Source organism: Amaricoccus macauensis, assembly GCF_014201905.1.
GTDB classification, from domain to species: Bacteria; Pseudomonadota; Alphaproteobacteria; order Rhodobacterales; family Rhodobacteraceae; genus Amaricoccus; species Amaricoccus macauensis.
Genome location: NZ_JACHFM010000003.1, coordinates 433,805 through 446,975 on the forward strand (window position 1 = coordinate 433,805; position 13,171 = coordinate 446,975).

Sequence of the window (13,171 nt, forward strand, 5' to 3'; positions counted from 1 at the left end):
GAAAGTTGCGCTCTCTTCGCGGGTGCAGCGTAGGCGAGCCTCAGTTCGCGCGGGAGGGACGAACCGACGGATCGCGCTTCAGCTTGCGGTGGAGCGTGGCGCGGCTGATGCCGAGGGCGGCCGCGGCAGCGGAGACGTTTCCGCCGGCGCGGGCGAGGGCGCGAGTCAGGACCGCGCGCTCCGCATGATCGAGGCTCTCGCACGCGCGTCCGGTCTCGAGCAGATCGCGGGCCGGCAGCGGGGTGCCGAGGCGCTCGGCGGTCAGCCCGAGCTCCTGCCGTGCCGCGCGGCTCGCGCCGACGATCAGGTCGTCGCGATCGACCGCGAGAAGTCCGCCGTTCTCGGCGAGCACGATTCGCGCGTCGGGGAAGGCGAGGCGGAAGACCTCTGCCTCGATGCGCCGCGCGGCGTCGGCGAGGGCGAGGCGGATGAGATCGACGAAGCCGTCGGCCAGGTCCGCGCGGCACGAGGAGACATCGAGGACGCCGGCGAGCTTTGCGTCGTGGTCCCATATCGGCGCGGCGGAGCAGGAGAGCGAGGCGTTCTTGGCGAGAAAGTGCTGGTCGCGGTGGATGGTGAGCGGGCGGTGCTCGATCAGGCAGGTGCCGATGCCGTTGGTCCCCACGGAGCTCTCGTCCCAGACCGCGCCGGTCCAGAGGCCCCAGCCGCGGAACACCGGGTCATCGACGGATGCGCCGCGGCGATCGACCGGCACGCCGTTGCTGTCGGCCAGCAACACGCAGCAGCCGCTGCCGCCGACGGCCTGATAGAGCCGGTCGAGGGAGGGGCGCGCGGCGTGGAGCAGGGGGCCCATGGCGTCGCGGTGGTCGCGCAGTTCGGCCTCGCCGAGCCGATGCGGCGCGGCGTCCGCGGCCGGGTCGAGCTTGTGGTGCTCGGACGAGCGGCGCCACGATGCGGCGAGCGCCGAGCGGGCAGGGGCGTTGGAGGCGAGCGTCGCCTCGACACGGGCGGCATGGCGTGCGGCAGGACGTGGGGTGCTTCGGGCCATTTCTTCCTCCGGCGCACCGAGTCGTCCCTTTCGACAGGGATCTTCCCGGTCCCCGAGTTTCCGCGCGGTCCGCCAGTTGGTCAACTGGTGATATGTCGGGGGTCGGAGGAAAGCGTGTGAGATAGATCGATCCATCAATCATGCAGATCACATCGGCATCTTGATCGTCGATCGCAGCATCACGTATACATTAAATAGAAGTGCCGCGCGCGGTGAGATCTGGGACATGGTATATCAGTAGACCATTTTCCGTGATTGACGTCGCAACGGAATTTCGCCCCGGGGGGCAGTCGAAATCAGCACGCTTGTGGCGCCAGTCCTGCGGCGGCGCCGCAGGTCGCCTTGGAAGACGGGGGACAGTCATGTTCAACGAAGATGAGAGTGCGGGCGGCGTGCAGGACTTTGACGACACCTCGGGTCGGAGGCGAATTGTTGAAGAAAGTGGGTTTAACGTAACGCCGGAGTGGATCTGCATCGAGACTTGGTCGAGCGGATCTGACGCTAAGGAGCGTGCCCGGCGTCGGCGCCGGCGGTCGGGGGGCCGCCGGCGCCGCGATTGAACCTCACGAGTTCCTAGCGACTGTTTCCTAGCGACTGGCCGGGGAGCGGCGCAGGGCGGCGCGCACGTCGGATACCTTCAGCGCGCCAAACCCGAGAGCTGCGGCGGCGTAGACTCCGGCACCAACCACGACGAGGGCCGCAAGCGTTGCATACTGCAGCGTCGGGTGAGCGATCGCTCCCGCGAGAACGTGTGCCGCGATCGCGAGGACGCCGCCCATGACGATGCAGGCGAGCAGAATCCGGGGAATCGCACGGCGCAGGCGTTCGTCGGCAGAGGCGGCGTCGCCCATGGCGCGCGTCCCCCACCAGAGCTGCAAGAGCATCGTCCAGCCGGCGACGGTGGTGCCAAGGGCCGCGGCAATGAAGCCGATGAAGGGCGCGAGGCCGATCGCGATCACCGCGTTCACGATCATCGCGTGAACCGCGAAGATGAAAGGCGAGCGGGTGTCCTCGCGCGCATAGTAGAGCGGTGAGATCACCTTCTGCATCACGAACGCCGGCAGGCCGGCGCCGTAGACCGCCACGGCCAGCGCCGTCGGCCAGGTGTCGGAGGCATCGAACGCGCCATGCTGGAACAGCACGGCGACGATCGGCACCGGGATTACCATGAGGGCGACCGCCGCAGGCAGCGTGAGGGCGAGCGTGAGCTCGGTCGCGCGGTTGATCGCGTCACGTCCCCCCGACCCGTCACCGGCCTTGAGGCGCCGCGAGAGGTCCGGGAGCATGACGGTGCCGATGGCGATGCCGACGACGCCGAGCGGCAGCTGATAGAGCCGGTCGGCGTAGGAGAGCCACGCGACCGCGCCATCGAAGAACGAGCCGACCTGCCGTCCGACGATCAGGTTGATCTGCACCACGCCGCCGGCGAGGAGGGCGGGTACCATGATCACCGTCAGCCGCTTCATCTCCGGCGTCAGGCGCGGCCAGCGCGGCCGGATCGGCATGCCGATCTTCGCGCAGCCCCACCAGACGAGCGCGAGCTGCGCGACACCCGCCACCGGGACCGACCAGATCTGCCAGAGCCCGATGTTGCCGCCCGACCACCAGCCCCAGAGCAGGAAGGCGATCATCACCACGTTCATCAGGATCGGTGCGGCGGCGGCGAGCGCGAAGCGACCGAGGGAGTTGAGGACGCCCGAGAGCAGCGCGGTCAGTGAGATGAAGAGGATGTAGGGAAACGCGATGCGGCCGTGTTCGACGGCGAGGGTGAAGCGTTCGTCGCCGTGAAAGCCCGAGGCGAGCGCATAGACGAACCACGGCATGACGACGATGCCGATACCCACCAGCGCGATGAGCACGAATCCGAGGCCGGACAGCGCATCGCGCGCGAAGCCCTCTGGGTCGTCGTTCGCCTCGACCTTCTTGGCGAACATCGGCACGAAGGCGAGGTTGAACGCGCCCTCTGCGAAGAACCGGCGGAACATGTTCGGCATGGTGAAGGCAATCAGGAATGCCTGCGCGACCGGGCCGGTGCCGAGGAAGCTCGCCATCAGGATGTCGCGCACGAGCCCGAGCACACGGCTCGCCATCGTCCACCCGCCGACCGCGAGGAAGGCGGGCAGGAGCCGGATCGGCTTGTTCATCTGGTCGCTCTGTCTGGTTCGGGAACTGCGGCGGCGATGGCGGCGCGGAGGCGCTGCTCGAGCTGCGAGCGCTTGGACTCGGTATAGAGCTTCAGCCCGAACAGATCCTTCACATAGAAGGCATCGACCGCCTGCTCGCCGAAGGTGGCGATGATCGCCGAGGAGATCGAGATCCCGTTCGCCGTCAGCGTCCGCGCGAGGTCGTAGAGCAGGCCGGGCCGGTCGCGGGTTTCCACCTCGATGATGGTGTAGATGTCCGAGCCGGAGTTGTCGAAGCTGATCCGGGTCGGCACCTGGAAGTCGCGCTCGCGCTTCTTGATCTTGTCCTTGTCGCGCAGTGCCTCGCGCGCCTTGATCTGGCCGGCCATCGTGCCCTGGACTGAAGCCCGGAGACGGGCCATGCGCGCCTCTTCGTATGGCTTGCCGCTGGCATCCTGGATCCAGAAGGCGGCGGTGGCGACGCCGTCCGTGGTGGTGTAGGTGCGCGCGTCGACCACGTTCGCCCCCGCAAGCGCGAGCGCGCCGGCGAGGCGGGCGAAGATGCCCGGATGGTCGGCCATGGCGAAGCAGACCTGCGTGGCGTCGCGGTTCGCGTCGAGCTCGATCTCCATTTCGGGGCTGTCGTCCTTCAGACCCCGGCCGAGACGGGCGAAGATCGCGTGGGTGCGGGTGTCGAACCCGAGCCAGTAGGGGGCGTAGTGCCTGGCGCACTCGTCCTCCAGTTCGGACTGGGACCAGTCGGAAAGCGCCTCACCGAGCGCGGCCTTGGCCGCAGCCTCGCGCTCGGGGCGGCTCGGCGCCTGGGTGCCGCCGGTCAGCACGTCGATCGTCTCGTTGTAGAGCGTGCGCAGCAGCATCGCTTTCCAGTTGTTCCAGACCCCGGGGCCGACGCCGCGGATATCGCAGACGGTCAGCACGGTCAGGAACTTCAGCCGGGTCGGGCTCTTCACCTGACGGGCGAAGTCGCGGGCGGTTCGCGGGTCGGCGAGGTCGCGCTTCTGGGCAACGTCGGACATGAGCAGGTGATTCTGCACGAGCCAGACCACGAGCTCGGTCTCCTGCGGCTCGAGGCCGAGGCGCGGGCAGAGCGTCTCGGCCACCTCGGCGCCGACCGTCGAATGGTCGCGGCCCGAGCCCTTGCCGATGTCGTGCAGCAGCAGGGCGACGTAGAGCACGCGCCGGTCGACGCCACGCGCCATGATTTCCGAGACGATCGGCAAGTCGCCGGTGAGCTCCTTCCGTTCGATCGTCGAGAGGGTCGAGATCGTGCGGATCGTGTGCTCGTCCACGGTGTAGTAGTGGTACATGTTGAACTGCATCAGCGCGACGATGCGGCCGAACTCGGGGATGAAGGCGCCGAGAACCCCTACCTCGTTCATCAGCCGCAAGCCCCGTTCGGGGTTCTGGTGGCCGAGCAGCAGGTCGAGGAAGATGCGGTTCGCCTCGCGGTCGTTGCGCACGCCGTCGTCGATCAGGTCGAGGTTTGCCGCCACCCGGCGCAGCGCGTCCGGATGGATCGGGATATCGGCCGCAAGGCTCTCCTCGAAGAGCCGCAGGATGTTGACCGGATCGGTCTCGAAGGCGCGCTCGTCCAGCATGTCGAGCCGGCCGTTCTTCAGGGTAAAGCCCCGTCCCGTCGGGTCGCGGCCGAAGGTGAAGACCGTGCGGAGCTTCTCGCCGAAGGTCGGCTTCGATTTCACGTGCCGCGCCTCGAGGGCGGCGAGGAAGATGCGGGTGAGATCGCCCACGTGCTTCGCGTGGCGGAAGTAGTCGTGCATGAACTGCTCGACGCCGCGCTGGGCGCTGTCGTCGCGGTAGCCGAGCATGCCCGCAATATCGACCTGCGCGTCGAAGGTCAGCTGCTCCACCGGCCTGCCGTTCAGCAGGTGCAGGTGGACCCGCGTGGTCCAGAGGAAGGCCTCTGCGGCGGCGAGACTCGCGTACTCTTCCGAGGTGAAGACGCCGACGCGCACCAGATCTTCGGTGGACCCGGCATGGTAGAGGTATTTGCCGATCCAGTAGAGCGTCTGGAGGTCGCGCAGGCCGCCCTTGCCTTCCTTGACATTCGGCTCGAGCAGGTAGCGCGAACTCCCCTGCCGATCATGCCGCGCGTTGCGCTCCTCGAGCTTCAGCTCGACGAACTGCGGACCGGTCGAGTCGAAAAGCTCGGACCAGAGGCGGGAGTCGAGTGCCTCCGCCAGCGCCTGGTTGCCCCAGAGGTAGCGGCTTTCCAGCAGGCTGGTGCGGATGCTCACGTCCTGCTTCGCGAGGCGCAGGCAGTCGTCGATGGAGCGGGTCGAGTGGCCGACCTTGAGACGGAGATCCCAGAGCACATAGAGGACGCTCTCGATCAGGCTCTCGCCCCAGGGCGTCTGTTTGTAGGGCGTGAGAAACAGCAGGTCGATGTCGGAAAACGGCGCCATCTCGGCGCGGCCAAAGCCGCCGACCGCGACGGCGGCGATGTGCTCGGACGACGTCGGGTTCGGCAGGACATGCATGCGCCGGACGCCGAGGTCGAGCACCAGACGCACGATTGTCCCGGACATCCAGGCGTAGTCGTGGATCGCCCGATGCGCCTCGCGCGGGGCGCCGGCGATCGCCGCGGCGATCGCCGCGCGTGCTTCGGCGAGCGCATCGCGCAGCAGGGGCACCACGGCCGGGCGGATGGCGCAGCGGTCGCCCGCGGCGATTGCCTCGGCCGCGGCGCTGTCCATCGCCGCGGCGAGCGCCGGTGCGTCGATCAGGCGCTCGGGGTCGGCGACCAGGCCCGGCCACGGGTCGGGTGCGGTCGCCTCGGCCGTGGAAGACGGGAGCTGGTCAGAAGCCAACGGTGTCAAACGACCGCGCTGCCGGTTCGCGGACCACCGGTGCGCCGTTCTGCACTGCGATGATCGCGAGGTTGCGCTGTGCCCGGCCGGACGGTGTGAAGCGGAACGGGCCGTTCACGCCGGCAAAGCCGGAGGGTTGGGTCAGTCGCTCGGTGGAGAACGGGCTGCCGCCCTGGCTCCGCGCCTCGGCGATCAGCGCGCCGACCGCGGCCACGCCGTCATAGGCGAGCCCGGCGAGTTCATGCGGGCTCTCGCCGTAGGCGGCGTGGTAGCGGCCGTTGAACGCGGTGACGATGCCGGGATCGGGCGCCGCGAAGACGCCACCCTGCAGGCTCGGCGCCTGCAGCGCCTCGGCGGAGATGTCCCAGCGCTGCATCCCGAGGAACTGGCCCCGATCCGGGCCGACGCCGTTGCTGCGCAGTCCGTCGGCGATGAACGAAAGGCCGCCGGTCGGCCCGTCGGTCAGGATGATGCCGTTCGCCCCGGCGCCGAGCAGCGCCTGCGCCGCCGGCCCGGCGGCGGACTGGATGCCCTGAACCGAGAGATTGTAGCCCTGGCTTGCCGCAAGGGTCGCGCCGCGGTCGGCCGCAGCAGCCTGGACCGCGTCGCGGGCGGTCTCGCCCTCGAGCCCGGACGGGTAGACCACGCCGAACGGCCCGAGGCCGCGGGCCTGACCGTAGGCGATGAGCCGGTCGGCGGTGTTCTGGAAGGTGGTCCCGAGGATGTAGACGTTCGACCCGGCGACCGAGGGGTTGTTCGAGAAGCTGAGGAGCGTCAGGCCCGCGGCGGCCGCAGGGCCTTCCGCGCCGGCCGTCTCGGTGCTGAAGAGCGGGCCGACGATGATCTTCGCGCCCTCGGAAACCGCCTGGTTCGCCGCGGCGGCGCCACCCGACGTGGTGCCCGCGGTGGGATAGACGACGAGATCGATCGTGGCGTTGTGCACGTCACCCTGGGCGAGGCGCGCGGCGTTCTCGAGGCTCCGGGCGATCTGCTCGCGACCCTCGTCGCCCGTGCCGTAGGGCAGGAGCAATGCCACCCTGACGGGCCCGTTCACGTCGACCGCGATGCCGTCGTTGACGGGCAGCCTCGCCTGCGAGACGCAGCCAGCCACGAGGGTGCCGGCGAGCGCCAGAGCTGCGGGCCGAAGGAGGTTGCGGATGGAGAATCGAGTTGACAGCATCATCCCTCACCGTGACTTTCAGGGCGACTTTTCAGGTGCGCGGCAGGCGGTGTCGCCATTTCGTAGGGCCTTGGCAGGCGGAAGTAAACGAGGAATGGACAGCGACCGGAGCGATGCGCCGGAGGCGGACGCACCGGAGCCGGAGGGCGACGGAACGCTGGCGGCCGGCCTCTATCTCGTGGCGACGCCCATCGGCAACGCCCGTGATATCAGCTTGCGCGCCCTCGACGTGCTGGGATCCGCCGATCTGCTCGCGGCCGAGGACACTCGCACGACCCGGCGGCTGCTCGAGATCCACGGGCTCAGGCGCGGCGGGCGGAGCCTCGTCGCCTATCACGACCACAACGGTGCCGCGGTGCGTCCGCGGCTGCTGGCGGCGCTGGCCGAGGGGCGGAGCGTGGCGCTGGTCTCCGACGCGGGGACGCCGCTTCTGGCTGATCCGGGGTATCGTCTCGTGGCGGAGGCGCGGGCGGCCGGGCACGCGGTGACGGCGGTGCCGGGGGCTTCGGCACTGCTTTCGGCACTGTCGATCGCCGGGCTGCCGACCGACCGCTTTCTGTTCGCCGGCTTCCTGCCACCAAAGCGTGCAGCGCGCCGCCGGGCGCTCGGGGAACTCGCGGCGGTGCCGGCGACGCTCGTCTTCTACGAGTCGCCCCGACGCGTGGCGGAGTGCCTCGCGGACATGGCCGAGGTGCTTGGGGCCGAGCGGGAGGCGGCCGTTTGCCGCGAGCTCACCAAGCGCTTCGAGGAGACGCGTCGCGGGTCGCTCGGGGAGCTTGCCACGACCTATGGCACCGAGCCGGACCCCCGAGGCGAGGTGGTTCTGCTCACCGGGCCGCCGGTTGCGAGTGCGCCTTCGGAAGAGACGCTCGATGCAGCCCTCGTGACCGCACTTGAAGAGCTCACGGTGCGCGACGCGGCGACCGAAGTGGCGGCGACGCTCGGTCTGCCACGCCGTGAGGTCTATGCCCGGGCGCTGGAACTGGCCCGGCGTTAACCAAGTCGATCGGCGGTGGCTTGTGGCGGTTGGGGGGCGGGGCCACACTCGGGCGATGTTTACCGCACAGAACTTTCAGTCCGGCATTGCCGCGGAGGAACTCGCCGCCCGCTCCTATCGGATGGGGGGCGGAGAGATCCGCGCGATGCGCTGGCGCTGTCCGGAGGGCGAGCTCGACATGGTCGTCGACCTGCCCGATGAGATCGTGTTCGTTGAGGTGAAGGCCCGCCGCCACCACGATCCCGGCGCCGTCACCGAACGTCAGTGGGCGCGCATCGGGGCGGCTGCGACCCGCTATCTCGCCGAACAGACCGATGGCTCGCGGCCCTGTCGCTTCGACCTCGCGCTGGTCGATCGTTTCGGCCGGCTCGAGCGCATCGAGAATGCCCGGGCCTTCGATGGCTGGTAGCCGGGTCACGGTTTGCCACTGCACGTCGGGCCCCGATGGGCAAGCTCGATGCCCACCGCCCGGCGAGGGACCCGCCGGGCGGTGGGCGGCACGCTCGCGTGCTGCAAGCCGCCCTGTAAGTTTAGTCCGCCAGCGAGAGATTCGCTGCTGACTGGCGACCGTCGCGGCCGGTCTCCAGGTCGAAATTGACCTTCTGGCCGTCATCGAGACGCTGGATTCCGGCGCGTTGGAGCGCGGAGATGTGGACGAAGACATCCTTGGCGGCGCCATCCGGACGGATGAAGCCGAAGCCTTTGGTTTCATTGAACCACTTGACAGTACCGGAGGCCATCGGGCGCGTGTCCTTGTCGTTTGTGCCGCCCGCGAGGATGCGGCGGCCTGGCGCAGTCATCGAAGAACCGACTGTCCAGCCGTGAAGACAAGGGAGGTCGTTCCACGTAACAGAGCGAGCAGAGGCTCGGGTAAAAACCTCCCGAATGCAAGAGGTTCCGCATTTCGCGCCTATTGATACAACGTATGGTAGAGTGCCTGGCGCCGAGAATCCGACGCGCCGGAAGCGGCGGCGGGGCCGGCGCGTCAAGGGGCGCGGCACAACGCCGCTCGGCAACCCTGCGACAGCGCAAGGGCAGGCAGGGTGCGGCAGGCATGGGCGGACACGGATAGCCGCGCGGCGGGGAGACGCGGTGGCTCGGCTGGCCTTGGGGCATGTTTTCCTCCATTCGTTCCGGCGCAGCCGGATTTCGTGCCAGAATGTGGACGAGTTGCCATCGCGCGACGGGGCCGGAGAAACAGGCGCCGGCGGGCCGGGAGGAGACGCGGTCAGCGAAACCGCAGCCGCTTGGCAGCGTTCCTGAAAAGGGGGCGGTGTGACAGGAGAGATGTTGTGACTGCGACGGCGGAGGGTCTGGCGGACCGGTTTGGTCGGTTTCTGGCGCGGCGCCTGAATGAGGTGCCGCCCGGTGCGCACCCCTACACCCATGCCAACGTCGCGGCGCTGCGCCGTTCCCTGCGGCCGGGCGACGTGCTGCTTGTCGAGGGCAACAGCCGGGTCTCGAGCACCATCAAGTACCTGACGATGTCGACCTGGAGCCACGCCGCGCTCTGCGTCGGCAATGCCGTCGGCCGGGTTTCGGCGGATGGGGAACCGCTCGTCCTCGTCGAGGTGAACCTTGGGGACGGCTGCATCGCGGCGCCGCTCTCGAAGTACGAGTTCTACAACACCCGAATCTGTCGGCCGAGCCACCTGTTGGATGCCGATCTCGCCCGGGTGATCGACTTTATGGTTGGCAGTATCGGCAAGCGCTACGACATGAAGAACATCACTGACCTGCTGCGCTACGCTCTGCCTGAGCCGCCGGTACCGGCGCGCTGGCGACGCCGGATGCTGGCCGTTGGCTCGGGCGATCCGACCCGGGCAATCTGCTCAACGCTGATTGCTGAAGCCTTCGAGCGCATCCGCTATCCCATCCTGCCGAGGATCACGCGCGAGTTTCGGGCCAATCCGCGCGCCCGCGCGCATCGGCGAGAGATATTGCACATCCGTCATCACTCCTTGTTCGCACCCCGTGACTTTGATCTTTCGCCGTATTTTCACATTGTGAAGCCGACGTTGGAGGCCGGGTTTGACTACCGGCGCCTCCGCTGGGCCGAGACTGCGCTTGAAACGCCGCTGGAATCGGCATCCTGAAGTGGAACCTTCGGAGGCGAGTTCTGTTGATTTGGCGTCGTGCTGCCTCTATATGCTCGGCAGTTGATATACGGCTGGCGCATGCCAGGGTGGCAGAAATCGCAGACCCGCCGGGCGACGAAATCCGGTATGCCCAGACCGATAAGAGAAAAGTCTTGAGGAAGGACGACGTAATGTTCGATTACGTGGACGAGCTGGCGTTCACCAATGATCAGGGTGCGCGGGCTCAGAAACTGTTTGCCGCCGTGGTTCTGGCTGCGCTGGACGACGCCATCGCCGACGACAAGAAGTATGGCAATGGCCCCGACGTGATCGCTCGCTGGGCCCGTTCGCGTGACGGGCGCGAGGTCCTGATGTGTGCCGGCATCGATCCGAACGAGCGGACGGTGAAGGGGATGATGGATTTCGTGCGCCGTGGTGTCCGGACTTCGGTGGCCCTGAGTCGCGAGGAAAGCGAGCGCCAGCACGCCCGCGCCGAGGCCGAAGCCGCCTGAGACGCAGCTGCCCGCGCCCTGCCGGTGCGGTGCCAAGGTTGAAAAGCCCCGCCGGTCGATGACCGGCGGGGCTTTCGCATGTCCGTGGGATGCGACTCGTTGACACAGATACCAACCGGTCGGTAATCTTTGGCGGGCGCAGCGGCGGAGCGGGGCAATGTACAGCATCCCTTACCGATGGGTGATCGTGGCGTTGGGCGGCCTGATGGGCTGCGTGGCAATCGGCGCGATGTTCTCGCTCGCGGTGTTTCTTGAGCCGATGGCGCGAGAGACCGGATGGTCGCGCGCCGGCATCTCGACCGCAATGTCGATCGACTTTCTCATCATGGGGGTGGCCGGGTTTCTGTGGGGCGCCGCAAGCGACCGCTTCGGACCTCGGCCGGTGGCGCTCATCGGGGCGGTGCTCCTCGGGGCAGGATTGCTGATCGCGAGCCAGACCACCCATCCGCGCAGCTTCCAGCTCGGCTTCGGGCTTCTCGTCGGGCTCTCCGCCGGGGCCTTCTTCGCGCCGATGATCGCTGCCGTCACCGGCTGGTTCGAGACGGGGCGGGGACTCGCAGTGTCACTGGCCAGCGTCGGCATGGGCATGGCGCCACTCACATTTACGCCCCTCGCGGGGTGGCTCGTCTCCGCCTACGACTGGCGAACCGCAATGGCGGTGATGGGGCTCATAGCCTGGGCGCTGCTCCTGCCGGCCGCGTTTTTCGTCCGGCGCCCGCCGGCGCCGCAGGACGCTCAGGCGGATGTGCCGGACAACCCTGGCCGGGCCTTTCGCACGCCGCAGTTCTGGGTGCTGGGCGGCACCTTCTTCCTTTGCTGCGCCGCCCACGCCGGGCCGATCTTTCACATGCTGAGCTATGCCTCGCTCTGCGGTCTTTCCACGATGGCCGCGGTCAGCGTCTACAGCGTCGAGGGGCTGGCCGGGCTCGCGGGGAGGCTGGTCTTCGGGATCGGTGCCGATCGTCTCGGGGTGAAGCGGGTGCTCGTTGCAGGGCTCGCGGTGCAGGCCGTGGCAATCCCGTCCTATCTGCTCGTGCGGGAGCTTGGTGAGTTCTATCTGCTCGCAGCGGTTTTCGGGATGGCCTACGGTGGTGTCATGCCGCTTTACGCAGTTCTCGCGCGCGAATACTTCGGTCAGGCGATCATGGGCACGGTTCTTGGAGCCGCCACGCTGCTGTCGTCCCTCGGCATGGCACTGGGGCCGGTGGGCGGAGGCTGGCTGTTTGACCAATTCGGCAGCTACACTTGGCTCTATCTCGGGTCCGCGGTGCTCGGTGTCGGTGCAGTGGCGATCTCGCTTGCGTTTCCTCCGCGCCCCGGCGAGCCGCGCCGGGTGGCGGAGGTGTGAGGGTCAGGACATCGACGCGCCCGCGAGCCGCGTTGCGGTGACGGTGTTGGCGAGCGGTCGGCCTGCCGCCACGTCATCAAGGTTCGCGAGTGTCGTCTCGGCGATGTTCGCGAGCGCCTCCTCGGTCAGGAAAGCCTGATGGCCGGTGACGATCACGTTCGGAAAGGTGAGCAGTCGCTGAAAGACGTCATCCTCGACGATCTCGTTCGAGAGATCCTCGAAGAACAGGTTCTCCTCCTGCTCGTAGACGTCGAGCGCGACACCGCCCACCATCCGTGACTTCAGCCCGGCGATGAGAGCGGTCGTGTCGACGAGAGCTCCCCGGCTGGTGTTGACGAGAAAGAACCCCGGGCGGGCGGCGGCAATGGCGCGGGCGTCGATCAGATGCCGGGTATCGGGCGTCAGGGGACAGTGCAGGGTGATGACGTCGCTGCCCTCCATCACCGAGTCCCGGGAGAGATAGGGAATGCCGAGGGCGGTGATTTCGGGGTTCTCGAACGGATCGCTCGCCACCACCTCGCATCCGAAGCCGAGCTTCAGGATGCGCGCGACGATCGCGCCGATCTTGCCGGTGCCGATCACCCCCACTCGCCGGCCGTGCAGGTTTCGCCCGATCAGGCCGTCAAGCGCGTAATTGTTCTCCCGTACCCGCGCCCAGGCGCGGGGGATGTTGCGGTCAAGCGCGAGGAGCATGCCGACGGTGAACTCCGCGACCGCGTGCGGCGAATAGGCGGGCACCCGCACCACGTCGATCCCTCGTTCGGCGGCGGCGGCGAGGTCGACGTTGTTGAAGCCGGCACAGCGCAGCGCCACCACGCGCACACCGCCCGCCCCGAGGACGTCGAGAACAGTGGCGTCCAGGCGGTCGTTCACGAAGACGCACACCGCCTCGAAGCCGTCGGCGAGTCGGGCGGTCGCCTCGTCGAGGCGGGCCTCGAAGAAGGCGAGTTCGTGCGCTCCGGCGCGGTTTGCCTCGGTCAGGAACTGGCGGTCGTAGGGCTTGGTGGAGAAGACGGCGGTTCGCATGGCGGCCTTTCTCGTCCCGGCCACTCGGGCCGGCGGGGGGATGTCGGTG

At 68.2% G+C, this 13,171-nt stretch carries 11 protein-coding genes; 5 read left to right on the forward strand and 6 right to left on the reverse strand.

Features of this window, described 5'->3' with window-relative positions:
• Positions 1-40: 40 nt before the first annotated feature.
• From HNP73_RS15925 to HNP73_RS15940, 4 genes are all read right to left on the reverse strand, one after another.
• Positions 41-1,009: a GAF domain-containing protein gene (locus HNP73_RS15925; RefSeq protein WP_184151809.1), complete on the reverse strand. Its 969-nt coding sequence runs from the start codon at positions 1,007-1,009 to the stop codon at positions 41-43.
• A gap of 587 nt (positions 1,010-1,596) precedes the next feature.
• Positions 1,597-3,153, reverse strand: coding sequence for a murein biosynthesis integral membrane protein MurJ (murJ, locus tag HNP73_RS15930; protein ID WP_184151812.1), 1,557 nt, complete (start codon positions 3,151-3,153; stop codon positions 1,597-1,599).
• A complete protein-coding gene (locus HNP73_RS15935; RefSeq protein WP_184151815.1) occupies positions 3,150-5,990 on the reverse strand; it encodes a [protein-PII] uridylyltransferase in 2,841 nt (946 codons plus the stop codon). The genes murJ and HNP73_RS15935 overlap by 4 nt, the downstream gene beginning before the upstream one ends.
• Complete coding sequence (locus HNP73_RS15940; RefSeq protein WP_184151818.1) at positions 5,971-7,161, reverse strand: penicillin-binding protein activator; 1,191 nt, start codon at positions 7,159-7,161, stop codon at positions 5,971-5,973. Before HNP73_RS15940 ends, HNP73_RS15935 begins: the two co-directional genes overlap by 20 nt.
• A gap of 94 nt (positions 7,162-7,255) precedes the next feature.
• Here HNP73_RS15940 and rsmI point away from each other — a divergent pair, with 94 nt between their 5' ends.
• Both rsmI and HNP73_RS15950 read left to right on the forward strand, forming a co-directional pair.
• The gene (gene rsmI, locus HNP73_RS15945; RefSeq protein WP_184151821.1) at positions 7,256-8,158 is read left to right on the forward strand and encodes a 16S rRNA (cytidine(1402)-2'-O)-methyltransferase; all 903 of its coding nucleotides are present in this window, start codon (positions 7,256-7,258) and stop codon (positions 8,156-8,158) included.
• 55 nt (positions 8,159-8,213) lie between these two features.
• Entirely contained in the window at positions 8,214-8,567 is a 354-nt protein-coding gene (locus tag HNP73_RS15950) for a YraN family protein (protein WP_184151824.1), read from the forward strand.
• A gap of 121 nt (positions 8,568-8,688) precedes the next feature.
• Here the strand turns inward: HNP73_RS15950 and HNP73_RS15955 are convergent, their stop codons facing one another.
• On the reverse strand, positions 8,689-8,898 hold the full coding sequence (locus HNP73_RS15955; RefSeq protein WP_184152646.1) for a cold-shock protein: 210 nt from the start codon (positions 8,896-8,898) through the stop codon (positions 8,689-8,691).
• 552 nt (positions 8,899-9,450) lie between these two features.
• Between HNP73_RS15955 and HNP73_RS15960 the strand changes: the two genes are divergently transcribed.
• The 3 genes from HNP73_RS15960 to HNP73_RS15970 all read left to right on the forward strand — a co-directional run bounded on the left by HNP73_RS15960 (position 9,451) and on the right by HNP73_RS15970 (position 12,096).
• Positions 9,451-10,254, forward strand: coding sequence for a C40 family peptidase (locus tag HNP73_RS15960; protein ID WP_184151827.1), 804 nt, complete (start codon positions 9,451-9,453; stop codon positions 10,252-10,254).
• Positions 10,255-10,427: 173 nt separating this feature from the next.
• Positions 10,428-10,748 carry a DUF6280 family protein gene (locus HNP73_RS15965; RefSeq protein WP_184151830.1) on the forward strand — a complete coding sequence of 107 codons (321 nt, stop codon included), beginning with the start codon at positions 10,428-10,430 and terminating at the stop codon, positions 10,746-10,748.
• 157 nt (positions 10,749-10,905) lie between these two features.
• Complete coding sequence (locus tag HNP73_RS15970) at positions 10,906-12,096, forward strand: MFS transporter (protein WP_184151833.1); 1,191 nt, start codon at positions 10,906-10,908, stop codon at positions 12,094-12,096.
• Between the two features lie 3 nt (positions 12,097-12,099).
• Here the strand turns inward: HNP73_RS15970 and HNP73_RS15975 are convergent, their stop codons facing one another.
• Positions 12,100-13,122, reverse strand: coding sequence for a 2-hydroxyacid dehydrogenase (locus HNP73_RS15975; RefSeq protein WP_184151836.1), 1,023 nt, complete (start codon positions 13,120-13,122; stop codon positions 12,100-12,102).
• Positions 13,123-13,171 lie beyond the last annotated feature (49 nt).